The 26003-nt window shown below is 56.4% G+C and carries 24 protein-coding genes; 6 read left to right on the top strand and 18 right to left on the bottom strand.

Features of this window, described 5'->3' with window-relative positions:
- Window positions 1-96: 96 nt before the first annotated feature.
- The 12 genes from LG294_RS11330 to LG294_RS11385 form a co-directional block, all read right to left on the bottom strand.
- Window positions 97-1161, bottom strand: a complete 1065-nt coding sequence (locus LG294_RS11330) for a winged helix-turn-helix domain-containing protein (RefSeq protein WP_404285766.1) — start codon at window positions 1159-1161, stop codon at window positions 97-99.
- A 128-nt stretch (window positions 1162-1289) separates the two neighbouring features.
- Window positions 1290-1988 (bottom strand): ribosome hibernation-promoting factor, HPF/YfiA family, encoded by a 699-nt coding sequence (gene hpf / locus LG294_RS11335; protein ID WP_404285768.1) that lies wholly within the window; start codon window positions 1986-1988, stop codon window positions 1290-1292.
- A 149-nt stretch (window positions 1989-2137) separates the two neighbouring features.
- Complete coding sequence (locus LG294_RS11340) at window positions 2138-2869, bottom strand: ComF family protein (RefSeq protein ID WP_404285770.1); 732 nt, start codon at window positions 2867-2869, stop codon at window positions 2138-2140.
- Window positions 2870-3005: 136 nt separating this feature from the next.
- Complete coding sequence (locus LG294_RS11345; RefSeq protein WP_404285772.1) at window positions 3006-4676, bottom strand: LpqB family beta-propeller domain-containing protein; 1671 nt, start codon at window positions 4674-4676, stop codon at window positions 3006-3008.
- Window positions 4677-4708: 32 nt separating this feature from the next.
- Window positions 4709-6523, bottom strand: a complete 1815-nt coding sequence (mtrB, locus tag LG294_RS11350; protein ID WP_404285774.1) for an MtrAB system histidine kinase MtrB — start codon at window positions 6521-6523, stop codon at window positions 4709-4711.
- Window positions 6520-7200: an MtrAB system response regulator MtrA gene (gene mtrA, locus LG294_RS11355; RefSeq protein ID WP_404285776.1), complete on the bottom strand. Its 681-nt coding sequence runs from the start codon at window positions 7198-7200 to the stop codon at window positions 6520-6522. The genes mtrB and mtrA overlap by 4 nt, the downstream gene beginning before the upstream one ends.
- Window positions 7201-7335: 135 nt before the next feature.
- Window positions 7336-8388 carry a hypothetical protein gene (locus LG294_RS11360; RefSeq protein WP_404285778.1) on the bottom strand — a complete coding sequence of 351 codons (1053 nt, stop codon included), beginning with the start codon at window positions 8386-8388 and terminating at the stop codon, window positions 7336-7338.
- The gene (locus tag LG294_RS11365; protein ID WP_404285780.1) at window positions 8381-8752 is read right to left on the bottom strand and encodes a chorismate mutase; all 372 of its coding nucleotides are present in this window, start codon (window positions 8750-8752) and stop codon (window positions 8381-8383) included. Before LG294_RS11365 ends, LG294_RS11360 begins: the two co-directional genes overlap by 8 nt.
- A gap of 96 nt (window positions 8753-8848) precedes the next feature.
- Window positions 8849-10510: a dipeptide ABC transporter ATP-binding protein gene (locus tag LG294_RS11370; RefSeq protein WP_404291734.1), complete on the bottom strand. Its 1662-nt coding sequence runs from the start codon at window positions 10508-10510 to the stop codon at window positions 8849-8851.
- 20 nt (window positions 10511-10530) lie between these two features.
- Window positions 10531-11508 carry an ABC transporter permease gene (locus LG294_RS11375; RefSeq protein ID WP_404285782.1) on the bottom strand — a complete coding sequence of 326 codons (978 nt, stop codon included), beginning with the start codon at window positions 11506-11508 and terminating at the stop codon, window positions 10531-10533.
- 2 nt (window positions 11509-11510) lie between these two features.
- Window positions 11511-12602: an ABC transporter permease gene (locus LG294_RS11380; RefSeq protein ID WP_404285784.1), complete on the bottom strand. Its 1092-nt coding sequence runs from the start codon at window positions 12600-12602 to the stop codon at window positions 11511-11513.
- A 140-nt stretch (window positions 12603-12742) separates the two neighbouring features.
- Window positions 12743-14377 (bottom strand): ABC transporter substrate-binding protein, encoded by a 1635-nt coding sequence (locus LG294_RS11385; protein WP_404285786.1) that lies wholly within the window; start codon window positions 14375-14377, stop codon window positions 12743-12745.
- 228 nt (window positions 14378-14605) lie between these two features.
- On the opposite strand from LG294_RS11385, the gene LG294_RS11390 reads away from it, so the two are divergent.
- Window positions 14606-14974: a hypothetical protein gene (locus LG294_RS11390; RefSeq protein WP_404285788.1), complete on the top strand. Its 369-nt coding sequence runs from the start codon at window positions 14606-14608 to the stop codon at window positions 14972-14974.
- 101 nt (window positions 14975-15075) lie between these two features.
- Here LG294_RS11390 and mnmA read toward each other — a convergent pair whose 3' ends face one another.
- From mnmA to LG294_RS11405, 3 genes are read right to left on the bottom strand one after another with little or no spacing between them, the layout of a single operon-like run.
- Window positions 15076-16209 carry a tRNA 2-thiouridine(34) synthase MnmA gene (gene mnmA, locus LG294_RS11395; RefSeq protein ID WP_404285790.1) on the bottom strand — a complete coding sequence of 378 codons (1134 nt, stop codon included), beginning with the start codon at window positions 16207-16209 and terminating at the stop codon, window positions 15076-15078.
- Window positions 16206-17441: a cysteine desulfurase family protein gene (locus LG294_RS11400; protein ID WP_404285792.1), complete on the bottom strand. Its 1236-nt coding sequence runs from the start codon at window positions 17439-17441 to the stop codon at window positions 16206-16208. Before LG294_RS11400 ends, mnmA begins: the two co-directional genes overlap by 4 nt.
- Window positions 17442-17468: 27 nt before the next feature.
- Window positions 17469-18275 (bottom strand): hypothetical protein, encoded by an 807-nt coding sequence (locus tag LG294_RS11405; protein ID WP_404285794.1) that lies wholly within the window; start codon window positions 18273-18275, stop codon window positions 17469-17471.
- 113 nt (window positions 18276-18388) lie between these two features.
- Between LG294_RS11405 and folP the strand changes: the two genes are divergently transcribed.
- Together folP and LG294_RS11415 are read left to right on the top strand one after the other, a co-directional pair.
- Entirely contained in the window at window positions 18389-19315 is a 927-nt protein-coding gene (folP, locus tag LG294_RS11410) for a dihydropteroate synthase (RefSeq protein WP_404285796.1), read from the top strand.
- A 10-nt stretch (window positions 19316-19325) separates the two neighbouring features.
- On the top strand, window positions 19326-20063 hold the full coding sequence (locus LG294_RS11415; RefSeq protein ID WP_404285798.1) for a dihydrofolate reductase family protein: 738 nt from the start codon (window positions 19326-19328) through the stop codon (window positions 20061-20063).
- Here the strand turns inward: LG294_RS11415 and LG294_RS11420 are convergent.
- Window positions 20029-20883 (bottom strand): diacylglycerol/lipid kinase family protein, encoded by an 855-nt coding sequence (locus tag LG294_RS11420; RefSeq protein ID WP_404285800.1) that lies wholly within the window; start codon window positions 20881-20883, stop codon window positions 20029-20031. The genes LG294_RS11415 and LG294_RS11420 overlap by 35 nt on opposite strands.
- Before the next feature lie 208 nt (window positions 20884-21091).
- Here LG294_RS11420 and LG294_RS11425 point away from each other — a divergent pair, with 208 nt between their 5' ends.
- The 3 genes from LG294_RS11425 to LG294_RS11435 all read left to right on the top strand — a co-directional run bounded on the left by LG294_RS11425 (window position 21092) and on the right by LG294_RS11435 (window position 23169).
- Window positions 21092-21991 (top strand): J domain-containing protein, encoded by a 900-nt coding sequence (locus LG294_RS11425; protein WP_404285802.1) that lies wholly within the window; start codon window positions 21092-21094, stop codon window positions 21989-21991.
- A gap of 39 nt (window positions 21992-22030) precedes the next feature.
- Entirely contained in the window at window positions 22031-22492 is a 462-nt protein-coding gene (locus LG294_RS11430) for a tRNA (cytidine(34)-2'-O)-methyltransferase (protein ID WP_404285804.1), read from the top strand.
- Between the two features lie 122 nt (window positions 22493-22614).
- Window positions 22615-23169, top strand: coding sequence for an anti-sigma factor (locus LG294_RS11435; RefSeq protein ID WP_404285806.1), 555 nt, complete (start codon window positions 22615-22617; stop codon window positions 23167-23169).
- A gap of 106 nt (window positions 23170-23275) precedes the next feature.
- Here the strand turns inward: LG294_RS11435 and LG294_RS11440 are convergent, their stop codons facing one another.
- Both LG294_RS11440 and LG294_RS11445 read right to left on the bottom strand, forming a co-directional pair.
- Window positions 23276-24037 (bottom strand): PIG-L deacetylase family protein, encoded by a 762-nt coding sequence (locus LG294_RS11440; protein WP_404285808.1) that lies wholly within the window; start codon window positions 24035-24037, stop codon window positions 23276-23278.
- Between the two features lie 222 nt (window positions 24038-24259).
- On the bottom strand, window positions 24260-25837 hold the full coding sequence (locus tag LG294_RS11445; protein ID WP_404285810.1) for a S1C family serine protease: 1578 nt from the start codon (window positions 25835-25837) through the stop codon (window positions 24260-24262).
- Window positions 25838-26003: the final 166 nt, after the last annotated feature.

Raw genomic sequence — 26003 nt, forward strand, 5'->3', positions numbered from 1 at the left:
GCGTCTTTAGTCTACGTGAGGGAAACAGCACAATTTGCTATTTCCCGGGGTGGTTTGGCGTTCTGCATGCAAATAGAAACTGCACTGACAGGCTGTTCACAGTTTGTATCTCACGTTGTCTAAGGCGAGCCAGCGCGCCATTCGTTCGAGTTCAAATTCCAAGGCAACAGTAACTTCCTCTGGCGCGTGCGCCTCGTAATGCACCGAGTTTACTTGCAGTTCGCTCTTCGCACGATCGGCTTTCAAATCGACCCTACCAACGAACCGCTCGCCGTAAAGCATCGGGAAAACATAATAACCATAACGACGTTTCTCTTTGGGCACATAGATTTCCACCCGGTATTCAAAATCAAAGAAACGTTCAAGTCGTTTGCGGTTGAACACCATCGAATCAAATGGTGCCAGTAAGCGTAGGTCCGCTGAAATTTTCCGAGGGGTCTTCGTGCCCGGCATCATGTAGCACGTCTCTTTTATGCGTTCGACTTGCAACCGTTCCACCAAACCCTTGTCAGCCAACGATTCCAGAGCTGCTTTCACCTCCCTCACTGGCAATCTGAAGTAGTCGGCAACGCAATGCGTCGTACCTATTCCCTGAGCAGTAAGCGACTCTACGACTAGCCGATCTAACGCCTGAGTTTTATCCTTCTGAACGGCTTCCGGCAGCTCCTGCAAAACGTCTTGGCTCAGTGCAAATAGACGCTCGAATTGCGCGTTCCGACCCAAGGCAAGAATCTTGCCCTGAGCAAATAATGCTTCCGTGACAAGCTTGGTGTCGTTCCAGTTCCATCCCCAGTGATTTCGATCCTTCATGGGGTTTACCCCGAGGGAGACACTCAACTGACGTGCACTGGTGCCCGGATATAACGCCAGGTGATCCATCACACGGACGCTCAGATTATTCATGGCGTCGTCGAAATGCTCCGAGCGATCCACCCAGCGCCGCCGTTGCCAAGGCACCAGGGCCGGCACGAGCTCGCTACGCACGTAGCTTGCCTCATGCGCCCAGTATTCAGTTACCGGACCGTGCCGTTGAGATACCAGCGCGTCAAGCAGCTGAGTGTCATAGTGTCCGAGCCGAGCGAACAAAGGTACGTAGTGCGCCCTGCTAACCACGTTTATGGAGTCAATCTGTAATTGCCCGATGGCGTCAAGAACCGCCACGATATGGCGCTTTGAAACCGTGGTCTTGTTCCGTGGTCGAGACAGACCTTGGGCGGCCAACGCAATTCTTCGAGCTTGAGATAAGCCCAAAGAGCGTTGACCGCCCAGGTCGTGCGAGATATTAATGACTACCCCTCGTTCGCCAGAGCCTTATCGCGGTAGCCGCGAATTTCGGTTGGCAATTCATCGTCCTCACTCAACGACGGGTCTAAGGTGATGACACCGTACTGATATTGGGTACGTCCATATACGACCGAATGAGCGCCGGTAGCTTCATCGATGAACAGGTAGAAGGGGTGACCTACGAGTTCCATGCGGTCAACCGCGTCATCAACGCTCATGACTTCAGCGGGGAAGACCTTACGGCGAATGACAACCGGCGAGTACTCTGCTTCCTTCACATTTGCCTCGGCTTCAGCACTTGCCTGAGCTTCGAGAGTCTCCTGCACCAAAGTTTTGCCACTTGGCGCTACGGGCAACGAACTGGTCGCCTCGTGGACAGCGATTGGCGCATGATTTCCGCGGTGGACTTTCTTCTTGTCCCGTGCTTTACGCAGTCGTTCGAGGAGCTTTGCGAAAGCAATGTCGAATGCCGCAAATTTATCCGCTCCGCGAGCTTCCGCACGAATTGCGGGGCCTCGGGAAACGACCGTCAATTCGACGCTGAGCGCGGTGCTCTGGTTGCGCGCGTGAGCTTCCTTGACGACTTTCACATCGATGCGCTGAACCTTGCTGGCCAGCTGGTCGACCTTGGTGATTTTCTCGTCAACGTACTCACGGAATCGATCCGAGACGGTGATATTACGTCCGCTGTAATTCAGCTCCATGGTGTCCTCCAATAGGGAGTCGGGTGACACAACAGCCTGGGGTTTTCATCCCCCAAAGGCTGAAGATGGGCCTTCGCTGCATCTGTGATGCAACCCATACTTCACCCTATGCCACTTCCCGCAAGATTCAAGCACTAATCAGCTAGATTTCATATCGCGTTCAGCGAAATCGATTTGTCCTCGTCAATGCTTGGAGGTTTAGTGAAGGCGAGAACCACCGCTCCGATCACGTCATATCCCGCTTCGGAACAAGCAAGCGCTGCTTTGCGCAGCGTAGAGCCAGTAGTCGTCACGTCATCGACGAGGATTATCGGCTGTTTGAAATGTTCCGGAATTTCCGCAATCAGCTGCGTGTCGCCCGCACGTCGGGCGTGTCCTGTTTTCTTCTTCTGCTGCCCGCCAAGAAGCTCACTGAAACGATAGTGAAGCACCGAGGAGGTCCGAGTGTGCTCGCCCAGCAGTCCCCGTCGCTGTGCCATATTCAGCATCACTTCTACTGGTCGATAACCACGAGCACTCAGGGCTCGCACCGAGCTGGGCATGGGAACGACCAACGTGGGTTGGCCAAATAGTCTTGGAGGACAGGAGATGTTAATAGCTGCCGCTAGGAATGGTGCAAACTCTTGGCCTAAGAAATATCGTTGCTTGTTCTTGTACGCCAAAATAGCTCGCGCCAATTCGTTACTGTAGATTCCACTGGCGCTGACCGGCAACTGCCATTGCACACTGGGTAGCTCGATATAGAACTGCAGATGATCTCCCAATGGAGGCAAGAACAGTTGCTGATGAATCTTGTACCGGCATTCAGGACAAAGCCTGAAATCCGCACGCTCGCAAATTGCGCAGGACGTGGGTAAAAGTAAGTTCAGGGTCTCGCGCACCGAATGAATCATCCATCCGGTGCCCCGAGCATGAACTAGCGCATCAAGTAAGCCAGCAAAATGGGGTTGGATCGACATTCTTTAAGAATGTCGATCCAACCCCATTTTGATCGAGAACTAGTCACCAAATGTGCATTCAGCCCGGGTATGAGACGTCTTTGGCGTAGTCGTCGAGTGCATGCCATGAATTACCCACTCGCGTGTAAAGTTCCTCGCTAGTTTCGGCATACACCGGTCGGCGATCTCCGACACCAGAAGTTATGCCACTCATGCCAAGTAGCAAACCCAACCTTTCCGAACCATGTTCGAAAGTGATTTGTTCAGCTGCGACCTGTTCGGTAGCGCTTAACTCGGCAACGATGATTGAACGATCCGAGTCCCACACGGCAGTAGAAACTGGCACATCTGGGAAAATCTCCATTGGGTCATCGGTCAGTCCGCGTGGGACGCCATCGGCATCGCGCACGATGCCGGCAACATAAACCTTAGATTCGTTTTGTTCTTCGGCCACGATTAACGCACGTGAGCCATCACGAGAAATAGCCAAGGAGCTGACTTTGGTATCTTCGAGCCAGGAGACGCTGATCGGACGGGCCTCGCCCTGCCCTGCCACGTCTTCGGGTACAACCAACAATGGATGCTCAGCTGCGTTGTCAGCCGTCCATGTCCATCCAGCAACGTCTATGGAGGGGCGGATTAAAGCGCCCCCTTCAGCCGCGACACTGACGCTTCCGCTTTCGCTGATCGTCATCAACTGCGTACGTTTACCATTTAGGAAAGCATAACGATTGCCTACCGCCGACATGGCGGGATTGCGCGGGTGGAACGCCGAAATGTCCGGGACTCCGCCAACAGGGATAATCGATCGGCCCTTGACGTAAACCAGCGATTCATTTGAAATCGCGATTAGCGTGTCCGGCGTGCTCGGATTGACCAGCGCTGGCACAAAGTTCGCCGCGGGCGCTCCCAACGTCACTTCGGTTTCATCTTGAAGAATGCGTACAACGCTCACGGAGGACAAGGGCGTTAGTGTTTTATCAAGTTGCTGCTGCATGAGCTGTTTAGCATGATCTGAAGCTTCACTAATGCTCTCAGCACTGAGATCAACTGTTGCAGTTCCATCTCGAACCGGAACCGCCGAACGCACAAGTGTACTTGCTGGAGAAAAGGCCGAAACGACGGCATTCTGCAGATATGGCGCCGGACCGGCGAGTAAGGCCTCCACCATAGACGTGGTCGTTCCCGCGCCCGAGGTAAACCAACGTACATCCGGCACCAAATACTGGTAGCTGGCGTCGTAGAAATAAATGGTCTGCGGTGCGAAGATCTTGCTGAATGAACTCGATTCCAGCATGATCCCGTCTGGTGCTTTTGAGATCCGCCATTGATCATCCACTTTGGTCAATTCGACGTCCACGGCGCGCGTTGAATGTTCTGGTTCCTGGGTGTAGACACCCATCGCGTCGACTTCACCAGATATTTCGAGTTGAACCGTGTATCGGTTGCTGTCTGCGCCTGTGAGTACGTTCATTGCTTCATAGATCAGTGTGCGGGTATTTCCTCGCCAGTCCGCCGCTAGTTCAGGGGTCATGAATTCCCTCGAAAGCGCATAATCCTCGAGGACCGAGCGTCCAGCTTCGACGAAGCCTTCGACGATGCGTCGCGCATCTGCGCCTTCTGTTGGCCCCTGGGCATCAAAGCGGAAAGGCTGCGATTCGCCCTGGTCGGATTCGGCTTCAATCTTTTGCACGGTCGAATTACGCGGGATGGCGGCGCAGCTCGAGAGTATGAGCACCCCGGTAAACAAGATTGCTAATAGGCGCACTAGTTTCAAGCGCATTATTTGCCCTCCCCCGAATTGTCAGATGGATCCACTGGGTTAGAAAAAATCTCGTCTTCGATCAGGATTTCTTCATCGTCCAAGATCAACGGGGTGTATCCGATCTTCGGCACTTCTCCGGTCAGCGGGAAGGAATCACCGAGCAGACCGAGAATTTCTTCTGTCACCGGAGGTTCAAGTGGTAGCGGCGATGAGGTAATTGAGTCGTGTTCGGCCCGGGGCAGGGTTAAACGAAATACCGACCCCACGCCTTTCTTTCCCCAGGCTTCCAGGCGTCCGTCATGCAGGCGAGTATCTTCCATTGAAATGGACAGCCCCAGACCCGAGCCTCCTGTGGTCCGGGCACGCGCCGGGTCTGCGCGCCAGAAGCGATCAAAAACGTGCTTGCAAGCTTCAGGACTCATGCCGATACCGTAGTCTCGCACGGTCACCGCGACAGAACTTTCGTTCTGGCCGATGGTGATATCGATCGGGTTCTGTTCACCATGTTCAACTGCGTTCAATACGAGGTTGCGCACCACTCGTTCCACTCGACGCGGATCAAATTCTGCCACGCAACCCTCGGCAGGAGCGTTGAAGCGGATAATCGAACCGTATTCGTCGGCTACCGGGGTCGCGGTGTCGATGACCTTGCGTACGATGACATTCAGGTCCGTGGACTCGCGATCAAGTACCGCGACACCGGCGTCGAAACGTGAAACTTCCAAGAGGTCATTAAGCAGGTTTTGGAACCGTTCAATTTGCTCGTACATGAGCTCAGCAGAACGCGCGGTCAACGGATCAAAGTTCTCGCGAGCATCGTGAATCAGCTCGGCCGCCATGCGGACGGTGGTCAGCGGGGTGCGTAATTCGTGGGAAACGTCCGAAACGAAGCGTTGTTGCATGGCCGAGAGATGATTGAGCTGGGTGATCTGCTCTTGCAACGAGTGCGCCATGTGGTTGAACGCAGTACCTAGTCTGGCAACTTCATCCTTGCCAGCGACCTTCATCCTTCGGTCAAGATCACCTGAGGCAATCCGTTCCGATACATACGCCGCGTCGGCAACTGGGCGCACGACTGTTCGTGAGACTGACCAAGAAATAAACCCAACGACTAGCAGCAAGACCAGACCGGTGAAGGCCATCGCTCGGTTGATGAATTCCAAGGTGTCTTGCACGCTGGACAGGTCATAAACCAGATACAGCCCATACTCACGGCCGGGCGGGATCAGCACCTTGGTGCCGATGATGATGCCTGGCTGAATATCCGAATCGACGCCAAGCTCAATTGAACGCCAAAAAATCCCGGAATCACTCTGCACATTTTCGGCAAGGTCATCTGGGACTACCCGGGTCGTTAACGAGCCCGAGGCGGTGGGCCCCACGTACAGGTTCTCGTCTCCTTCGACCGGAATCGGCTTAAGCACAAAGTCGCGGATCACCGTGGCGCCGTCACCCTCTAGCGTCGCCAAGGTTGAGTTCACCAAGGACTGGGTAGAAACGCGGTCGGTAGTGGAGGCAGATTCAAGAATTGAGCGCGCTTGGGCCAGTCCACGTTCAGATTCTTTGGAAATCTGGTTGAACCGTTCGCTAAATAGCGCTGAGGAAATCTGGTTGGATAGAAAAGCACCGGCTGCCAACAGCGCCAACGAGGTAAAGAGCAGCGTCGAAATCACCGTGCGATACATCAGGTGGCGCTGCCAGCGCTGCCTGATCCATTCAATTGGCCGTCTGATCCACAGCCTTACCTTCAAGAATGCAGGAGCTACCGGAGGAGTTTGAGCACGCACTTCGACCGGTGCAATCTCGCTTCCGGTCGTGGCGTGTTCACTCAACTTGCCGTACCAGCCTTGTAACCCACACCGCGAATGGTCTGAATGACCTGTGGCTTCTCGGGGTCTAATTCAATTTTGGAGCGTAACCGCTGCACGTGAACGTTCACCAGACGTGTATCGGCTGCGTGACGATAACCCCAGACAGCTTCCAAGAGCTGTTCGCGGCTGAAGACCTGCCAAGGTTTGCGTGCCATAGTGACCAACAAGTCGAATTCAAGTGGGGTGAGCGAAACCTGATTACCAGCACGGGTCACCCGGTGCCCGGCGACATCAATAGTCACATCGCCCACGGTCAGAGTTTCTGCCGCATGCGTTTCGTTCGGGCGCAACCTTGCTCGGACGCGCGCCACCAGCTCTGCAGGCTTAAAAGGCTTAGGTACGTAATCGTCAGCACCGGATTCCAAACCACGAACCACATCTGCGGTATCAGATTTCGCGGTCAGCATGACTACCGGTACATCTGACTCCGCGCGAATCTGCTTACAGACCTCGATGCCGTCGATTCCAGGCAGCATCAGGTCCAGAAGGACAAGGTCGGGGTTGGCATCGCGGAATGCTTCTAAGGCGCCGGATCCGTCGTAGCAGAATGAAGCTTCAAAGCCATCATTTTGCAGGACGATGCCGATCATTTCCGACAACGCCTCGTCATCGTCGACGACTAAAATCCGAAACTTCATACAACATCCCCCTGAAACCAAAAACTGTGGCGTCACCCACGTCGCCTAAACGGGTACTTTTGCTTTCCCCGCTCATCCTAAGATACATGACACACCTCCATTTTCATGGTGTGACCGCACAATTCAAGGATTCCTCTACGCGTCAACCCGCGTTTGCTCCAAGGCTTGGGCATAACCGGTTAGATGTTGCAGACATTCAACCACTTGATTGGCACTCGTGTTGGCAAAGGTGCCTGCAGGCATCAGGGTTAGCTGGCCCAACTGAGTCAGGGGCAGGCCTAGCTGTCGCCAGGGCCGCAGCACTTTGTTTACCCCGTCGACGACTCCAGGGGCGCGCTGTCCCGCTTTCAGTAGCTGAATGAAAATCTGCGCACCGGTTTCCACCAGGGCGGCGACGCGTTCCCACGAACGATGATCCATTCGCACCGGATCAATCACAAACCCGTGCACGCCAGCCTGATGCATGATGTCCACGCGTTTGGTCCATTGTTCATCGGTGCTGGGCAGATCAACTACTACTTGCGTGCCTTCGACCTCGGTGAGCGTCTGTACGAACCGGGAGTAAACCTCGCGCACCTCCTGCCGTGGAATGGAACGCAAGGTGCGATATCCGCTGGCGGTGGGCAAGGCGCCGTCAAGTACCGCCGGCAGCTGCGGCTCATCGAGTTGCACCGTAAATCGTTGAATCGAGGTACTACCGCGCAAACGAAGTAGATGCTGCTTCACCCCATCGGCATAGGCCTCCAACACATCACGGCGTGCCCCATGATCGATCAGGATTCGCTCACCATGTTGGAGGTAAAGCCCCGCTGCCAACGACCACGGCCCCAGAGTCGAAAGCTTCAGCCGGGTAGCCGGCTTCTTCTCGGCACCGATGACATCGGCCAGAATGTTTTCGTCGCTGCGTAGCAAGCTTCGAGCCCGACGGGCATCGACTCCATCGTTGACCCCTATGCGCCATCCGTGCGGTTGCAGGTCGAAACCCATGTCGCTGATCATCGTGGCGCTACGTCCCAGCGTGTCTGAGCCAACACCGCGGTCAGTTAACTGCGGGAAGACCGCCAAGTTGGGCTCGCCTAATTCCCCGCGGACAACCTTGTGAATCTCCAACGGCTCCTGACCGGGAAATTGGCAGAACGAGGTGACGAAGACATCCGAGCGGGCGAAATCGTCACTTGGTTCAGTCATTTTTATGCGCGTCGGAAATGTTCTGGTGGTGGCGAATGACCTCAGAAATGATGAAGTTCAAAAACTTCTCGGCAAACTCTGGATCAAGGTGCGCCTCGTGGGCTAATGTGCGCAAGCGCTGGATCTGCGCCTTTTCGCGGTTGAGGTCACTGGGCGGCAGACTATGACGGGCTTTAAGCAGCCCCACACGTTGTGTCGCCTTAAAACGTTCGGCGAGCAGATACACCAGCTGCGCATCGAAGTTATCGATGCTTCCACGGATGGCGTACAACTCGTCGAGGACTTCTTGCTCAACTTCCCCTGGCAGAGAACTTGCATGCGGGTCGAATTCCTCGATGGGGGCAGTAGTGTTCGGCTCGCTCATGAGGTTTAGTTTACGTGGTCATCTCGTGTATTTCCCATTAAGTGACGTTGCCCCGACAACCTGCAAAAGGATGTCGGGGCAAAATCTAGAATCTGGCTATGCGCCGTTCAATTCTTCAATGATCTTTCGACGTACGGCTTGTTCGCGGGGATCCGGAACCGGCAGGGACGCGATCAATCGCTGGGTATAGGCATTTTGTGGCGCGGAAAGCACCTTGGACCCTAGCCCTTCCTCGATCAATGTGCCCCTGAACAAAACGCCCACCCAGGAAGCCAGCAGGTCAACCACTGCGAGGTCGTGCGAGACGAACAACGCGGCGAAGCCAAGTTCAGCCTGCAATTCACGAAATAGTTCAAGTACCTTCGCTTGCACCGACACGTCCAGTGCGCTCGTAGGCTCATCGGCGATCAGAAGCTTGGGTTCGAGCGCCAAGGCGCGCGCCAGGGAGGCTCGTTGCCGTTGACCTCCGGAGAGTTCGTGCGGGTATCGATCGGCAAAGCCTCCGGGCAGCTGGACCGATTCGAGGAGAGCTGCGACCTTTGAACGAGTCCGGGAAGGATTCAGCTCGCGGTGCACATTCAGCGGTTCGGCCACGCACTCCCCCACGGTCAGATGTGGGTTGAAGCTTGCCGCGGGATCTTGGAACACTAAACCGATCTGTTTGCGCAGCGGCTTGAAACTACGTTCCTTGAACTGCGCCATTTCATAGCCGAGCACCTTCAACGAACCATCGGTGATCCGGTTAAGCCCGGCGATGCTGCGTCCGATGGTTGTTTTTCCAGAACCTGACTCGCCCACCAGCCCGTAAACCTCACCGGCATGAATCTTCAGATCCACTCCGTCCACGGCGGTAAATCCAGGAGCTCCAAGCCGTCCAGGGAAATGCACCCGCAAACCCTTGGCTTCTACGAGCACCTCTGCTTGGGCATGCGGGCGTTCCTCCAGACCGGCAGAGGCGGAATTACGTCCCAAATGCGGAACAGCTGCCAACAAGGATTTGGTGTATTCATCTTGCGGGTTCTCGAACAGCTCGCGCGAGGTCGCTTGCTCGACAACCTTCCCTTGGTTCATCACGATCACCCGATCCGCGATATCTGCGACTACACCCATATTGTGGGTGATGATCACGATTGCGGTTCCCAGCTCATCGCGCAGTTTCCGCAGCAGGGCCAGGATTTCGGCCTGCACGGTGACGTCCAACGCGGTGGTCGGCTCATCGGCGACGATCAACGCCGGTTCCAGCGCCAGCGCCGCGGCGATCACCACACGCTGTTTCTGCCCACCGGAGAATTGGTGCGGATAATAATCCACGCGCTGCTCCGGATCCGGAATTCCTACCTGGCGCATCGCCTCAATGGTGCGCGCCTTGGCTTCCTTCTTCGACAGCTTGGTATGGGCTCGGATGCCTTCCATGATCTGCCAGCCGACCGTATATACCGGATTCAGTGCGGTGGATGGCTCTTGAAAGATCATTGATACGTCTCGCCCGCGAGCCGCCCGCAGTGCGGCCCCATGAAGGGTCAGCATATTCTGGCCCTTGAGATAAACGGCACCGTGTGAGGCGCCATTCTCCGCCAGGATACCCAAGGCGGTTCGCGCGGTCACCGATTTACCCGACCCGGATTCACCGACGATGGCCAAGATTTCTCCGGCTTTGACCGACAAATCCACGCCGCGGACCGCGGGTACGGCCCCGGCATCGGTGACAAAGTCGATATTCAGGTTCTCGATGCGCAGAACATCGTCGTTGGCCTTCATCTCAGTTATCAAATTGTTGTTCACCGTGCGGCTCCTGCCTGCGTGATGCGTCGTGCCTTCTTGCGGCTGAAGCGACGCAGCCGTGGGTCATTGAGGTCATTCATCGATTCGCCAACCAGGGTCAAGCCCATGACCGTCAGCACGATGGCAAGACCCGGGAACAACCCGGTCCACCAGATGCCACTGGTCGCGTCGGACATCGCACGGTTCAGGTCGAAGCCCCATTCGGAGGCGGCCGTCGGTTCGATGCCAAATCCGAGGAAGCCCAGACCGGCAAGGGTCAACAGCGCCTCGGTGGCGTTCAAGGTGAAGATCAATGGCAAGGTGCGCGTCGAGTTGCGCAATAGATGCGTGATCATCACGCGCCACGGGCTAGCACCGATCACCTGAGCGGATTCGACGAAAGGTTCCGCTTTCAGGCGCATCACTTCGGCGCGCACCACGCGGAAGTATTGCGGGATGAAGACCACGGTGATTGATATTGCCGCCGCCATGATGCCGCCCCAGAGACTCGATTGGCCCTGGGAAATGACGATGGACATCACTATGGCCAGCAAGAGTGACGGGAATGCGTAGATCGCGTCGGCCAGTACCACCATGATGCGGTCAAACCAGCCACCGAGGTAACCGGAGATCAGGCCTAACAGCACTCCGACGAATAGTGACATCAGCACGGCGGCGATAATCACCCAGATGGCGGTTCGCGCACCGTACATGGTGCGCGAGAAGACGTCGTAACCGGTGACGGTGGTCCCCCAAATGAACTTGTCATCGGGAGCCGCCTGACGTGGAAAATCTCCGGACGCATCTGATGACTGAGCGAAATCAAAGGGTGCAATCAACGGCGCGAAGAGAGCGGACAAGATGAACAATGCCGATAGCGCAAGGCCGGCGATCAGCATGCCCCGCTGGAGGCCAGAGGACATGCGCAGGTGCGAAACTACCGGAAGCCGTGCGAACCAAGACTTTCGGACTGAGGCAATCGAAGGGATGCTCATGATTAGTACCTGACTCTCGGGTCGATCAGGGCCGCAAGGACGTCAACAATGAAGTTGGTGACCGCCACAATAATTGCCAGCACCACTACGATGCCCTGTACTGCGACGAAGTCTCGGGCGGTGAGGTATTCAGCCAGCTTGAAGCCAAGCCCCGCCCACTCGAACGTGGTTTCGGTGAGCACCGCGCCACCAAGCAGCATGGCGATCTGCAAGCCCATCACGGTGATGATGGGAATCAAGGCCGGGCGGTAAGCGTGCTTGGTAACCAAGCGGAATTCGCTGACTCCGCGTGAACGTCCGGCTTCGACATATTCTCGTCCCAAGGTGCCAATCGCGTTGGTCCGCACCAAACGCAGGAACACTCCGCCGGTCAGCAGGCCCAAGGCCAAGGCCGGGAGCACCGCGTGAGCGGTCACGTCGCCCAAGGCTTCCAGGTTGCCGCTGCGTAGTGCGTCCAGCCAATAAATACCCGAAGGGTTTTGCAGCCCGGTCAGCGCAAGTTCGGTCTGCCAATCGGCACGACCACTAATCGGGAGCCAACCCAGCCACACGCCGAAAATCAGCTTGAGCAGCAAGCCTGCGAAGAAGACCGGGGTCGCGTAGGAAAGGATCGCCAGGATGCGCAGGACTGCATCCTGGTAGCGGTCACGGAATTTCGCTGCAATCAGACCCAGTGGGATGCCCACAAGCAAAGCGACGAGTACAGCGTTAATCGCAAGTTCCAGGGTTGCTGCACCGTAAGTCACCAGGACCTCGGTGACTGCACGGTTATCGCTCATGGTGCGTCCGAGGTTCCCCGTAAACACCTGTCCTAGGTATTCGATGTACTGGATGAGGACCGGGCGATCATAGCCAGCCTCATGGATTCGTATGGCCAGCTGGTCTGGAGTTAGACGTCCACCCATAGCAGCGGTAATCGGATCACCGGTTACGCGCATGAGGAAGAAGACCACCGTGATGAGGATGAAAACGGTGGGAATGATCAACAGGAAGCGGGTGATCAGATAGCGGAGGAATCCTCCGCCCTTCTGCTTCGCTGGTTTGCGCGCAGGTGCCGGGCTGTGCGTTTCGCCCGTTTGCGACGTGATTGTCATCTTTTGTCCTTAGAATCAGGATCAGAAATTTTGGTGCATGGCCCGAAATGGACATGCCAAGGGGATCTACCTGTGGTGCACGTATCTCTGCACTTGAGGTAGATCCCCTGGTCTTAGGTGTTCTTACGGTGCCGCTGAAATTACTTGCTCAGTACACCGAGGCGGAACTTGAAGGATGCGTCCAGAGTCTTTTCGACACCCTGAACATCCTTTCCGGCCACCGCAACCTGCGAGCCTTGCAACAGCGGCAAGGTCGAGAGGTCTTCGGCGACCATCTTCTGCAACTCCTCGATCGAAGCGGTTCGCTCTGCAACATCGGACTGGCCGCGCTGTTCAGAGATCAGTGAATCCACTTCCTTGTTGTCGTAGCCGTTTGACAGGAAGTTCTCGGTAGCGAAGAACGGTGAGAGGTAATTATCGGCATCCGAGTAATCCGGGAACCAGCCCAGCTGGTAGGCAGGGTAATCGGTGACGCGCTGCTTCTGGTAGGTAACCCACTCGGTCGACTTCAAATCGACGTCGAACAGGCCATCGGCTTCGAGCTGCTTTTCAACCAGAGCGTACTCGTCGCCTGAGTTCGGCCCATAGTGATCCGGGTTGTACTGCAGGGCGAGCTTGACTGGGGTCGTCACGCCAGCGTCTTCCAACGCCTTCTTGGCCTTGGCAGCGTCAGGCTTGCCGTCGGTGCCGTACATATCCTTCAGCGGCTCGATGGCGCCGGTGAATCCCTGTGGGACGTAGGAGTAAGCAGGTGTGTAGGTGTCCTTGTAGACGTTTGTGGCGATCGCCTGTCGGTCTACTAGATGTGCCGCTGCCTGACGTACCGCCAAGGACTTGGCCTCATCGGCGTCGTCGGTCTTCGCGCCGAATGGCATCGAATCGAAGTTGAAGACGATGTAGCGAAGTTCGCCACCTGGGCCCTTATGAACTGCGAGGTTCTCTTCCTTGCCCAGATCGTCGATGTCCGTTGGAGTCAACGAGCGCCAGGCAACATCGATCTTGCCCTGCTGCACCTCGAGCTTGAGGTTGTTGGCGTCCGCGTAGTACTTGATCGCTGCCTTTGAGTTAGCTGGCGCACCGAGCACACCCTGGTAGGCCTCGTTCGCCGCGAAGGAGATCAAGTTGTTCTTGTTGTAGGAATCGATGATGTACTGGCCGCCAAAGGCCTTGGCATCGACGATTTCCTGGTCATCGAGAACCTTGTCGGCAGGGAAGACCTCATCGTCAACGACGGGGCCCACCGGCGAGGTAAGCACCTGCGGGAAAGTCTGGTCCTCGGCAACCTTGAGCTTGAAGACCACTGTGGTGGCGTCCGGAGCTTCGACAGATTCCATGTTGCCCAACAGCGACGATGGGCCGTTGGGGTCCGCAATCTTCAGCTGACGGTCGAAGGAGAACTTCACATCCTTCGAATCAAGATCGTTTCCGTTGGCCCACTTCAATCCGGGCTTCAACTTGACGGTGAATTCGGTAGGAGTGGTGTACTCCGCCGACTCGGCCATGTCATTGGATGGGTCCGGGCTGCCCGGTTCCGAGTTCAGGACAAACGGGTAAATCTGGTTCATGACCATGAACGAGCCATTGTCGTAAGACGCCGCTGGGTCAAGCGACGTAACCTTATCGGTCGTACCCAAGGTGATGGGGGCACTGCTGGCTTCACCGGATCCGCCGTCGCCCGAGTCAGTTGATGACGGACCGGTACAACCGGTGAGCGCGATGGCGGAAATACCGATAACGGCAGCTGCGAGTCGCATACCGTTCTTTTTGCTGGCCATGAGCAATCCTTCTCTGTCGTAGAACATGCGGAGTGATAGTAAGCACATGCTTCATACAGCCTAAGTGATCGAGGTCACGAATGGCGAATGAATAATCCGATTTTGGCACAAAAGTGAGATCCAGGCCGCAGTCCCCGGTGATCTACGCCTCGTCCGCGAAAGCTTTCGAATGTCGCGAGAGCAATCACATATACCTAAGAATGCCCCCGTACTCTAGGCTTGGAGACGATGATGACACGTAGAGACGCAGCAATTGCGTTGGATATTCCCATGGAAATGGCCAAGCGCCATGGCGTCCCTTCGCGAATGAGCGAAAAAGAATTCGCCGAGCTCAATGCAAACCCGCCAGCCTGGCTGGTCCAGTCGCGGGCCAATCGCAAAGCCGGCAGCCGCCTGGTTTGGGTCCACCTGACTTGCATTGTGTGCGGTCAAGACGAATACGAGCGCCCAAAGAAGTGGTGGCCAAACTTCGATTTCGTGCACTGCGCAATTCACTCCCCCGCCCAGCTTCCAAAGCTTGAGACGGGCCATACTCGGGTGGAGTACCAAGACATTTCCGCACGCATGTTTGGCATTGTCGACGAAGGCAACGAATAGCCGACGGAACCTCAAACCAAAATAGGTCGGCCCGAAAATCCTTGTGGATTCTCGGGCCGACCTATTTATTTTTGCAGGCACCGAAGGGTGCCGCGGAGAAGTTAGAGAACCGAGGCCGGGTCCCATGCGGAAGAGCGGGCCGAATCGATCGTTGCCTGACCGAGGACGCGGGTCTGTTGATAAACCACCATGGTCTGGCCCGGTGCGACGCCGCGCATTCCTTCGGGAAGCTGAACGACCAGAATCTCAGTTCCGTCGGCGCGTTCCATGCGCGCCTTGGCGGTCACCGGATCTCCGTGGGCGCGAACCTGCACCATGCAGTCGAATTCTTCACCGGTGAGCACCTCTGGAATCGGCACCCCGGCCCAGGAGATCCGGATGCCGCGCAGCTCATCTACCGCAAGCAATGCCTCGGGTCCGACGATCACTTTGTTCTCTTTGGGACGGATCTCCAGAACGAAGCGGGGCTTTCCGTCAGATGCGGGCCGTCCAAGGCGTAGGCCCTTGCGTTGGCCTACGGTGAATGCCTGCGCACCCTCATGCTCACCGAGCTGGTTTCCGTCCTGATCGACGATGTCGCCCGGCTTCATTTCGATACGCTCGGCCAGCCAGCCACGCGTATCCCCGTCGGGGATGAAGCAGATGTCATAGCTGTCGGGCTTGTTGGCCACGGTGAGCCCGCGGGCCTCTGCCTCAGCGCGCACCTCGGCCTTGGATGGAGTCTCCGCCAGCGGGAACATGCAGTGCTCGAGCTGCTGATGGGTGAGCACGCCGAGTACGTAGGACTGATCCTTGGCCCAGTCTGCCGCGCGGTGCAATTCCGGATTGCCCGTTTCATCACGCAGCACCTTGGCGTAATGGCCGGTGCAGACCGCGTCGAAGCCCAACGCGAGCGCCTTCTCCAGCAATGCGGCGAATTTGATCTTCTCGTTGCAACGCATGCACGGGTTGGGGGTGCGTCCGGCTTCATATTCGTCGACGAAGTCCTGGACCACATCTTCGGCAAACCGATCGGAGAAGTCCCAGACGTAGTAGGGGATTCCCAGTTTGTCGCAGGCACGCCATGCGTCGTTGGAGTCTTCCACCGTGCAGCAACCGCGCGAACCTGTGCGCAGGGTCCCTGGCATACGAGAGAGCGCCAGGTGGACTCCGACTACGTCGTGCCCGGCTTCGACCGCGCGTGCTGCGGCGACCGCCGAATCGACGCCGCCTGACATCGCTGCTAGTACCTTCATCGTGTAAAACCCGTCCCTGCTGTGTGAATGCTGCTTTCGTCTGCCGCCATGCCGGCCTTCTTTGCCCGTTGATAGGAGTCGGGCAGCGCCTCTAAAAGTATGTCAACGTCCTTGCGCGTGGTTGTATGCCCCAATGTGAAGCGTTGCACACTTCGCGCGCTTCGCGCATCCCTTCCCATCGCCACCAACACATGCGATGGTTGCGGCACTCCTGCGGTACAGGCAGAACCGGTGGAGGAAGAAATCCCAAGCATGTCCAAAAGGAACAGCAAAGAGTCCCCCTCGCATTCAGGGAAGGTGAAATGCAGGTTTCCCGGCAGTCGCAAGCCCTGGTTCGCGGCATCGCGTGGACCATTGAGAATGGCTTCGGGAATGCTCTGCGCGATGCGCTGAACCGCGTAGTCGCGAAGCTCACTGAGCCGTTTGCCTTCGGCAACCATATCGGCTTGGACCGCGGTTGCGGCCGCTGCGAACCCCGCCGCCGCCGCAGCGTTCAAGGTTCCCGAGCGGAGCTTGCGTTCGTGGCCGCCACCGTGCTGGACAGGCATCAGGACGATGTCTCGGCGAACCAGCAGAGCACCGATCCCCACCGGGCCACCCACCTTATGGGCGCTAATGGCCATGGTTGCTAGACCGCTCGCGGCAAAATCCGTAGGTACGGTGCCGAAGGCCTGCACCGCGTCCGAATGCACCGGTATCTGGTACTTCGCGGCCAGGGCCACGAAGGCAGCGATCGGCTCAATGGTTCCGACCTCATTGTTTGCCCACATGAGGGTGCCCAACGCGATCTGCTGATGGTTGGCCTCGATAAGTTCTTCGGCTGCCTTCAGGTCCAGCACGCCATCTGCATCGACCGGCATCCACAAAAGCGTCGCGTTTTCGTGGGTTTCGAGCCAGGTAACGGTGTCCAACACCGCATGGTGTTCGATTCCAGCTACCAGGATGCTCCGCGCTGCCGGGTTTTTCTCGGTGCGATTCCAGAACAGGCCTTTGAGGGCCAGATTGTCGGATTCGGTTCCGCCCGAGGTAAAGATCACTTCGGTTGGATGAGCCGAGGCTACCCCGGCGATCTTCGTGCGCGCCTCATCGACCACGCGGTTGGCGCGACGACCGGCACCGTGCAACGACGAGGGGTTGCCGGTGTTGGCGAATTGCTCGGTCATTGCCGACAACGCCGCCGGATTGAGGTCGGTAGTTGCCGCATGATCGAGGTAAACGGCGGAATTAGTCATCGTCTTAATAGTACGAGCTTTCCCTACCTAGTTTGAATGGCCAATACGTGTGAATTGTCCGACTTCAATGGCTTCCAGCGCTGGATCATGCAAAATTGCCTCGATGAGCTCGGCAGGGCCACCGATCAAAGTGCAGTCATCATAAGGTTCGGTAGACAGCATCCAGCTGCGGTCTTCAGGGAAAGCCAACGCCGGACGCTGGCGCTGCGGCCCGTCTACGGTGGTTGCCCAAAGCGGCTGGGCCAGAAATTCGCCATCCACTTCAAAGAGCCGATAGTTGCGATAACCCCCGCCTAATTCAAGGGCCGGAGTTGCTAGGACTTCCAGGGAGAAGGCTGGGAGCTGAGCCTCGGCGAGCGCCGCTAAGTGAGCGGCTTGGTTTTCTTCGTCGCTGAGCTTGGGGTCGGGTTCGTTTTCGATCTGGATGCGTTCTCCACCTTCGATAAAGGCATAGCCTCCCCAGAGTCCCACCACAAATTTCTCTTGTGCATTTACTGCGCGCAGCTGCTGCACCAGCGCCTGCCACTGTTCGGCAGGCAACTCGTCTACCGGTAGATCGGTTTCTTCCCAAGCATCGTCGGTTGCGGGATTGCCCTGGGCATCCCATCCGGCGACGGTTTCGAAAAGATCTGCGGCGGTGAGGATATGGCCTCGGCTGGTGGCCACGGTCCCCCACCGGACAGGCCGATCATTCTCGTCATAGGCCGGATGCAAGATCCGCGCGTAGCGTTCGTAACCCACGGGGACTTGTGCGACTACCGTCAGCGGGTCGGCGGTGGCACAGGAATCAATGATCCATTGGCCCTGGGTGGCTGAGACATGGGAAAACTGCATGCTACAAGCCTAACCAGCATCCAGACATATCCCGCATCAGCTCGCGAGCGGGTGATATGAATGAACAAAGCAATGCTCAGCGGCGCCACCGCGAATCAAGGGAGACCAGGTCGATGTTTTTACCCGAGTTGCAGGTTCCGATTCACCACTTTTCGCGTCGGAGCATAGATTTCTCACGAACCATCGCTGTGATGGCAGTGATCAACCGCACCCCGGATTCTTTCTACGATGCCGGGTCCACCTTCGGTTTGGACGACGCCGTGTCCTCGGCGATGAGCGCGGTGCAAGCCGGAGCCGACTGGGTTGATATCGGTGGAGTACCGTTTTCCCCTGGCCCGGAGCTCCCTTGGGAGGAAGAAGCTGCACGTGTGGTTCCAGTGATCGAAGCGGTGCGCAAACAAAGCGATGTCGTGATCTCCGCCGATACTTTCCTTCCGGAAGTTGCCCAGGCCGCTATCAATGCCGGTGCTGATGTCATCAATGACACCACCGGACTGGCCTACCCGGAGATGGCGCAGGTTGTTGCGCGAAATAATGTGCACTTGGTGCTGACTCATTCCTTGGCGAAACCGCGCACAGTCTATCCCCGTCCGCAGTACCAGAATGTTGTTACCGAGGTACGCGACTATCTGGCGCAAAAAGTTCAACTGGCCTTGGATGCGGGAATCCACCCGTCAAAGATCATCATTGATCCGGGACATGACCTGAATAAGAACACCCGGCACACCTTGGATTTGACCGCGAATTTTGAGGCCATCGCCGCATTGGGTTACCCGGCGCTGGCGGCCGTCTCCAATAAGGATTTCATCGGTGAAACCCTGGACCTGCCCAAGCCAGAACGGCTTGTCGGTTCCATGGTGGCGGCAACCATGTGTGTGATGGGCGGGGCGCGGATCATTCGGATGCATAATATTGCCGAATCTGTACAGACGGTGCGTCTGATTGAAGCCGCACAGGGTTGGCGGGACCCTGCCTATCAACTCCACAACATGGGTGAGGTCAATCCCCCAGCGCATCCCGAACGTGAAACTAGCCGATAGGAACCGAGCCATGCGTGCACTGCTACCCAACTCAATCCCGGAGGTTGACGATACTTATCTGTTGACGCGCTACGCCGCGTCGCAGCGCCCCTTTGTGCGATTCAACTTCGTTTCAAGTATCGACGGTAGCGCCCAGCGCGATGGACTGTCCGGCGGGTTGGGAAGCGCAGGAGATCGGCGGATCTTTAGTTTGCTGCGACGCTTGGCAGACGTCGTCCTGGTCGGTGCCGGTACCGTGCGAGCAGAAGGGTACGCCGGGCCCCTCATCGGGGATGCGGACATTGCCTGGCGCGAAGCCCAAGGGTTGTCTGCGCAACCCGTCTTAGCCATCGTTTCGCACGGGCTTAATCTGGAGCCCGAAGATGAGGTATTCACTCTGAGTCCCGTCCCGGTGCTTGTCTTCACCAGCATTCAAGTCACCGAAGAACAGCGCAACCGCTTCGCTTCACATGTCGAGCTGGTTGAGGTTGCCGAAGTAGATCATGGTTGCGACCCGCAAGAAATCGTAGCTGATCTGCTGGCCAGAGGGCTAGGTTTCATTCATGCCGAAGGTGGCCCGCATTTGCTTGGCCAATTTATCGCTGCCGACCAGGTCGATTCGATGTGCGTGAGCTATTCGCCGTTGCTGTTAGCGGGCTCTGGTCAGCGCATTGCGCACGGTCCACGGCAGGAGGCACGAAAGTTGGAAATGCATTCGCTGTTTGAGGAAGAATCTATGCTCTTTTGCGATTATCGGCGCCCGGAATAAGTGACAATTCGCCGCTGAGCACGGTCATCTCAAAATTACCCTGGCCGATAAGTTCCCCATCGGCATAGCTTTCCTGGCTGGTTCGCACCACAACGTGTGCGGTCCGCTTGGATATCTGGTGCCGATGTGGCTTTCCGCTCAGAATGTGTCCTACAAAAGGCAGCACCGGCAGTAGTCCAGGGCCTTTCACCAGCGAGATATCAGCCAATCCATCTGTGTAGTCTGCATGCGGGAAAAGCCTCATCCCACCGCCAAGTGACTTGATATTTGAAATGCTTGCAGCAAAGACCGTCCCGTTGAATTCGAGGCCTTGCGCTTGGACTTCGGCGGGGTATGCATGAAGTTTTGGGACGCTCAACAGCAACCCAAGAATGTAACGCAGCGAACCCAAACGACGTGGCAAACCATTGGCTCGTCCATTTACGAGCCCTTCGAATCCCCAAGATACCGCTCCGATAACAAATGTGGTCCGTGTCGGGTCATTGGCAAAGCGCAGCTGGAGTAGATCAATCTGGGTCGCTGATTCTACGCCAGCCAGAAAACGTACGACCCGTTGCATCGTTTCATCCACCGACCGCGCCCCATACATTCGCCAGGTATCGTTTCCGCTTCCTGCCGGAATGATTCCCAGAGGGATGTTTTTCCCTGCAAGATGCTGGATGGTGTGATGTATTAGCCCATCGCCGCCAATGACTATCACGGCATCGGCGGTTGTCAGCGCTTCTGAGATTTCTCGCTCTTGCTGACTCGCGGTGTTCAACCTCTTTGGTTTAAGCCCACGCGCCCGGAGCAGAGCTTCCAGCTCTTCGACACGTCGCATGGCCAAACCCTTGCCTGAGTTCGGATGAAAAACTAGGCGAATGTGCTGGTATTTCACGGATGCGGCCATAAGGATAGAGAATACCCAGCAAACGCTCGGGTTTGAAAAGCCAACTCCCAATCGCGGAAGGTAAAATGGACTAATTGGCAAATTATCGCGCGGCACCGGCCGCGGAAATTTGCCTTAACCGAGAGGATCCGTCCGCATCATGAGTTCGCCAAGTCCCTACGAAATTCTTGGCGTGCCGCGGACGGCAACTTTTGAAGAGATCAAGGTCGCGTATCGGAGGGCCGCTCGCGCCTCACACCCGGACCTCGGAGGCAGCGCAGATCAGTTCAAGGACGTCCAACAGGCATTTCAGACCCTGTCGGATGATCGGAGCCGTTCGAGTTTTGACAGATCCTTCCAGGCACCTGGCCAAGCACCGCGCGCCGGCGCTTCTGCCCGTCAGTACGATGAAAAATTGCGCACCTCACCGCAACAGCCCAAGGCCCAGTTAGCTACCGAATATGTGCCTCGTCTCGATGACGGCTCATTTAGCTTGTTGGATAAAGCTCAGTCGATTCAACGAATTCACGGCGAACCTCGTAAACGCGGGCTGTTCAATTCCCGTTCCAGGCTTACCCGCGAAGCACAGACAATTAGCATGCTCAGCAAGAGCGTCCTCAACGTGCTGCCAGCGGCCCGACTGGTCAACGGGCTGAAGGCACCGGGCGGCGGACACTTTGACCATGTGTTGACCGCCGGCTATCGAATGGCGATCGTCAACACGATGACGCTTCCCGAAGGCTACTACGCATTTGATGGGAACGTACTGCGTCATGGAAATAGAATGACGCAACCTCCAGCCTTGAACATCACCGGGATGCAACGAGCCTTCATGCAAATGAACGTAGTTGCCTTTACGCTGGTCCTTTCCAGTAAGGGTAATCCCCACGAGCCGGTCATCGAATATCACCGCAGAGCAGATCCAACGCTGTCCTCCACCCCGAACGTGCTCAACGCTGCAGGACTGGTACGCGAACTGAAACTTTTCCTTGGCTCTGGACCCTCACCGAACATTGTTGACCGTTCGGTGCTCTCCCGCGTCCTAGGCGGAATGTACTGATTACCAGTTTTACGGCCCCGAGAGCTTAAACTGTTAGATGTGTTCCGTATTCTTTTCAATGCTCCCGAAATTCCCGGCAACTCCGGGAATGCCATCCGCCTAGCCGCAATCACCGGTGCCGAACTTCATTTAGTGAAGCCGTTGGGCTTCAACTTTGAAGACGCCAACTTGCGTCGTGCCGGATTGGACTACCACGATTTAGCGGTGGTCACAGTCCATGAAAACCTCGATGAGGCCCTTACCGCCTTAGGTGAGGGGCGTTTGTATGCCTTCACCTCCGAAGGCGACACGCTGTACACCGACGTGAGCTACACCCCAAGCGACATTCTCATGTTCGGGAAGGAATCGGTGGGGCTCAGCGCCGCAGATAAAGCCCACGAACGGGTCACAGATCTGGTCCGCTTGCCGATGCTTCCGGGGCGCCGTTCGCTCAACCTTGCCAACGCCGCTTCCGTCGTTGCTTTTGAAGCTTGGCGGCAAAACGGTTTTGCAGGCGCATAAAATACCAGCCGAATTCGGTGAAGTACACAGCTTTACCCAATCTTTATAAAGTAAGCTTTTGAGTATGTTCGCGCAGGCGAGCATCCTACAAGACCGACGACTTCTCGGGAGATTCCAAAACAATGAACGGTAGCCCTTCGCAGCACCGCGACGAGCCTCAGGATGAAAATCTGGGTCTGGACCTAGTCAGTCAAGTGGCTCGCAGCTCTCGTGCGGAACGGAGCTCACGGCCAAAACGCTGGATCTTCGCATTGGTTGGTTTGGTAATCGTGGTCGTCTTAGCCCTCGTGACGTTCTCCTTGCTCAATGGCGATACGAAGGCTTCTCAAGCCACGAAGTCCGATGATGCGATCACCGAGGTGATTGATCTCAGCAGTGGCGGTCAGGCGGCCATCAGCACTTCCAAGCAAGAGAACGCGCTAGGCGTCGAGCTGACTGCGCTACCACCACTCGATGATTCCGAACAGTACGTTGTTTGGGCCGTGCATGAAGAAGGCGGCATCAGCGTCGTTAGCAAGACCTCGGGAGAGGACGCCAAGGGCGGCCTGTCCCCCATCGATGATGTTGTCGCAGTACACATCACCGTGGAAGGTTCAGAGATACCTGCCTCGCCTTCAGAAGAGACCGAAGCCTCTGTGGACCTGCCGCTGGGCCAATCAGACAAGCCGAACGAGTAACGGCATAGCGAAGAGTTTCTCGTCGCTGAGCTAATGCTGTTCAGACGTATTTGGTGCGGTTCCCCGATGAGGGAACCGCACCAAATTATTTTAAACCCTGTGAGTGTCAGAATCCTGCGATCGTGTCATCGGCGTTCACTGCGACCAAGTGGAATGCTTCCGCCAGCGCGTCGGGAGACATGTTCCCGCGTGCTGCGTTGGCTTGGCACTGCTCGAGTACAAATTTCTCCATGGCACCGACGTCGGGATGCTGGGTGAAATGGGCCCGCAGTGCGTCCATCTTCTGAGCAAAGAAGTCGGTGATGTCCACAAAACCGTTTTCACGTTCTCTGGGGGCGCCATATAACCAGAGCCAGGGTAGTTTGTAGGCTTCCAGTCCTTCTTCAGCGAGTAGCTCTGGATAGGCGAACGGGTTTTCGACTGCCGGGTAGATAGCACGAGTCACCGCTTCGCCACAGGCTAAGTGATCTGGGTGAGAACGTTGAATTCGGTCCCAGTTTCGTTCCGTGTGCATGGCCATGACGATTTGCGGGCGTACCTGACGGATCAGCCGGACCACCTTGCGCATGACATCATGGCTTGGCTCTAGAAAGCCATCACGTTCCCCCATGAAGTGCACGATGCTGACACCAACTCGGGCTGCTGCAATGCGTTGCTCTTCGTGACGCAAGCGAACCGTTTCGGCAGGGTCTCGGTCATCAAAACCACCTGCATCTCCATCGGTCATGATGCAGTATTGCACTTCAATTCCCGCGGCAGTCATGGCTGCTACGGTTCCGGCAGCGCCGAAATCTAAATCGTCAGGGTGCGCCGCGAAAGCTAGCACTCGCTGTGTAGCTGAGTTAATGAATTTATTAGGATCAATCATTCTTAGCATCTTCAAATCTCTGTGACTGCCTGTGGCAGGGTATTGGCAAGGCGATTAGAGGACCAAGATCTTCGGTTGGAAAATCGGGTTCTCGTCCGCGAACTGAGGCGTTATTCCCTATCGTATCGAGATCCACTGACGGACCTTGATTTCTAGTCCAAAGCAAAGTGACGTGGCGCAGGATCATCCTGCACCACGTCACTTTGCTTGAATCTATTTAGCTTATTCCAAGGACCCAACCGTCACTGAGACCTTGTTTTCGGCACCGTTGCGGGTGTAGGTAATGTCGGCATTACCACCAGCTGGCACCTCTCGGATTGCGGCAGTTAGAGTCTGAGAATCCTGGATTGCCCGTCCGTTGACGCCGGTGATGATGTCACCGGATTTCAACCCGGCTTCCTCTGCCGCCGAATTTGGTGAGATCTTCCGGATCGCCGCACCGACACTGAACTGCGAAACATTAGAACCAGTGGAAGCGCCTTGTGCCTCTACCGTCGCGCCCAGCAGACCATGTGTGGCCTTGCCGTTGGCGATCAGTTCTTTGGCAATGCGCTGTGCATAATCCACAGGAATCGCGAAACCGACACCAATCGACCCAGAATCTTCACCACCGGAACCGCCAGAAGCAATTGCGACGTTCACGCCGATAATTTCGCCTTTGTTGTTCACCAGCGCACCGCCGGAGTTACCGTGGTTAATTGCTGCGTCGGTCTGCATCACGTTGATGTAGATCGAGCCTTGTCCGGACTGCTCCTGTCCTTCGGGCATTCCCGGGAATTGGAAGTTGAACTCACTTCCGCCGCCATCCTCGCCTTCTCCCTCACTCTGTGCATTTTCTTCTGGAACTGCGGAAGATGCCACCGAAATGGTGCGGTTAAGCGTCGAGACGATGCCGTCGGTTACGGTTCCGCTCAAACCAAGCGGCGCGCCAATTGCTACTGCCGTATCGCCAACATTTAGCTCAGAGGATTTCCCCAAGGTGGCGGGCACGAGATTCGGCACATCAACCTTGATGACAGCAAGATCTGAGAGTGGATCGGTGCCAACGAGTGTCGCCTGATGCACCTTGCCGTCGCTCAGGCGGACGGTAAGGGTAGGGTCGCCGGTTTCACCGCCGAGAGTGACCACGTGGGTATTGGTCAATATATGGCCTTCAGTGTCCAAAATAATTCCGGAGCCAGAACCGCTGGTTCCACTGCCGGAAGCTTCGATGGTGACAACGCTCGGCGATGCCTTCGCTGCGGCGGCTGTAACCTCCGTAACGGACTTGGGATTATTGATCACCACACCGTTTTGAGGAGTCTGCACCGTAGTGCCGCCCAAATTGTTGTCACCAGACATAAAGTACGTGGTGCCGGCCGCGGTTACCCCACCGATAAGTGCTGCAGCCACCATGCCGGCAATTAGCGTGCTACCGGCAAACTTCTTTTTCGGTGCACGCTCCGGCGGAACAGGGTAGTTAGAATTCGGCTGTTCAGGATGGCCATATGCTCCGGCGGCATAAGATGATCCAGATTGCGTAGTTTGCTCGCTCGATGCTTGACCGTAGACCCCGGTAGCCGGCTGCGGTTCAATGGACTGCTGTGTACGTGAGTAAACGTCGGTCGGCTGTTCATCCGAGCTAGAATCCGGTTTTACCTGGTCATAGCTACGCGTCGTGTCTGCCTCGGGGGTCTGCGATTCTTGCGTCGGAATATGCACGCGCGGTTCTTCAGCATCACCTGTAGTCTGAGCCAAATTCTCCGGCTTCTCGGGTTCGCCAATATCGTTGTTTCGCGGTTCATCCGGTGTCTGGCTCATCTTCATGCCTCTTTCGAATATCGGATCTCTTGAGTTCTATTATTCAGGGTCGAACTGTGGCAGTTGCGAGGGATAACTTTGCACAAGCTGTGAGTTAACTATTCTGGCAGCTGAATAGCATGGACGCTGTGTTGCCGTGCAAATAGAATCGAATTGAGCTGTGAAA

The sequence above is a fragment of the Glutamicibacter arilaitensis genome (assembly GCF_044793945.1).
In the GTDB taxonomy this organism is placed as follows: domain Bacteria; phylum Actinomycetota; class Actinomycetes; order Actinomycetales; family Micrococcaceae; genus Glutamicibacter; species Glutamicibacter arilaitensis_B.

What these genes read in the sequence shown, in the direction of transcription:
- LG294_RS11365 (WP_404285780.1), bottom strand. Translation starts at nt 8,752, where the DNA reads ATGAGCGAGCCGAACACTACTGCCCCCATCGAGGAATTCGACCCGCAT.
- LG294_RS11400 (WP_404285792.1), bottom strand. Translation starts at nt 17,441, where the DNA reads ATGACTAATTCCGCCGTTTACCTCGATCATGCGGCAACTACCGACCTC.
- LG294_RS11440 (WP_404285808.1), bottom strand. Translation starts at nt 24,037, where the DNA reads ATGATTGATCCTAATAAATTCATTAACTCAGCTACACAGCGAGTGCTA.
- LG294_RS11420 (WP_404285800.1), bottom strand. Translation starts at nt 20,883, where the DNA reads ATGCGACGTGTCGAAGAGCTGGAAGCTCTGCTCCGGGCGCGTGGGCTT.
- LG294_RS11435 (WP_404285806.1), top strand. Translation starts at nt 22,615, where the DNA reads ATGAACGGTAGCCCTTCGCAGCACCGCGACGAGCCTCAGGATGAAAAT.
- hpf (WP_404285768.1), bottom strand. Translation starts at nt 1,988, where the DNA reads ATGGAGCTGAATTACAGCGGACGTAATATCACCGTCTCGGATCGATTC.
- LG294_RS11405 (WP_404285794.1), bottom strand. Translation starts at nt 18,275, where the DNA reads ATGCAGTTTTCCCATGTCTCAGCCACCCAGGGCCAATGGATCATTGAT.
- folP (WP_404285796.1), top strand. Translation starts at nt 18,389, where the DNA reads ATGTTTTTACCCGAGTTGCAGGTTCCGATTCACCACTTTTCGCGTCGG.
- LG294_RS11445 (WP_404285810.1), bottom strand. Translation starts at nt 25,837, where the DNA reads ATGAGCCAGACACCGGATGAACCGCGAAACAACGATATTGGCGAACCC.
- mtrA (WP_404285776.1), bottom strand. Translation starts at nt 7,200, where the DNA reads ATGAAGTTTCGGATTTTAGTCGTCGACGATGACGAGGCGTTGTCGGAA.
- LG294_RS11385 (WP_404285786.1), bottom strand. Translation starts at nt 14,377, where the DNA reads ATGGCCAGCAAAAAGAACGGTATGCGACTCGCAGCTGCCGTTATCGGT.
- LG294_RS11415 (WP_404285798.1), top strand. Translation starts at nt 19,326, where the DNA reads ATGCGTGCACTGCTACCCAACTCAATCCCGGAGGTTGACGATACTTAT.
- mnmA (WP_404285790.1), bottom strand. Translation starts at nt 16,209, where the DNA reads ATGAAGGTACTAGCAGCGATGTCAGGCGGCGTCGATTCGGCGGTCGCC.
- LG294_RS11380 (WP_404285784.1), bottom strand. Translation starts at nt 12,602, where the DNA reads ATGACAATCACGTCGCAAACGGGCGAAACGCACAGCCCGGCACCTGCG.
- LG294_RS11370 (WP_404291734.1), bottom strand. Translation starts at nt 10,510, where the DNA reads ATGAAGGCCAACGACGATGTTCTGCGCATCGAGAACCTGAATATCGAC.
- LG294_RS11390 (WP_404285788.1), top strand. Translation starts at nt 14,606, where the DNA reads ATGATGACACGTAGAGACGCAGCAATTGCGTTGGATATTCCCATGGAA.
- LG294_RS11375 (WP_404285782.1), bottom strand. Translation starts at nt 11,508, where the DNA reads ATGAGCATCCCTTCGATTGCCTCAGTCCGAAAGTCTTGGTTCGCACGG.
- LG294_RS11425 (WP_404285802.1), top strand. Translation starts at nt 21,092, where the DNA reads ATGAGTTCGCCAAGTCCCTACGAAATTCTTGGCGTGCCGCGGACGGCA.
- LG294_RS11360 (WP_404285778.1), bottom strand. Translation starts at nt 8,388, where the DNA reads ATGACTGAACCAAGTGACGATTTCGCCCGCTCGGATGTCTTCGTCACC.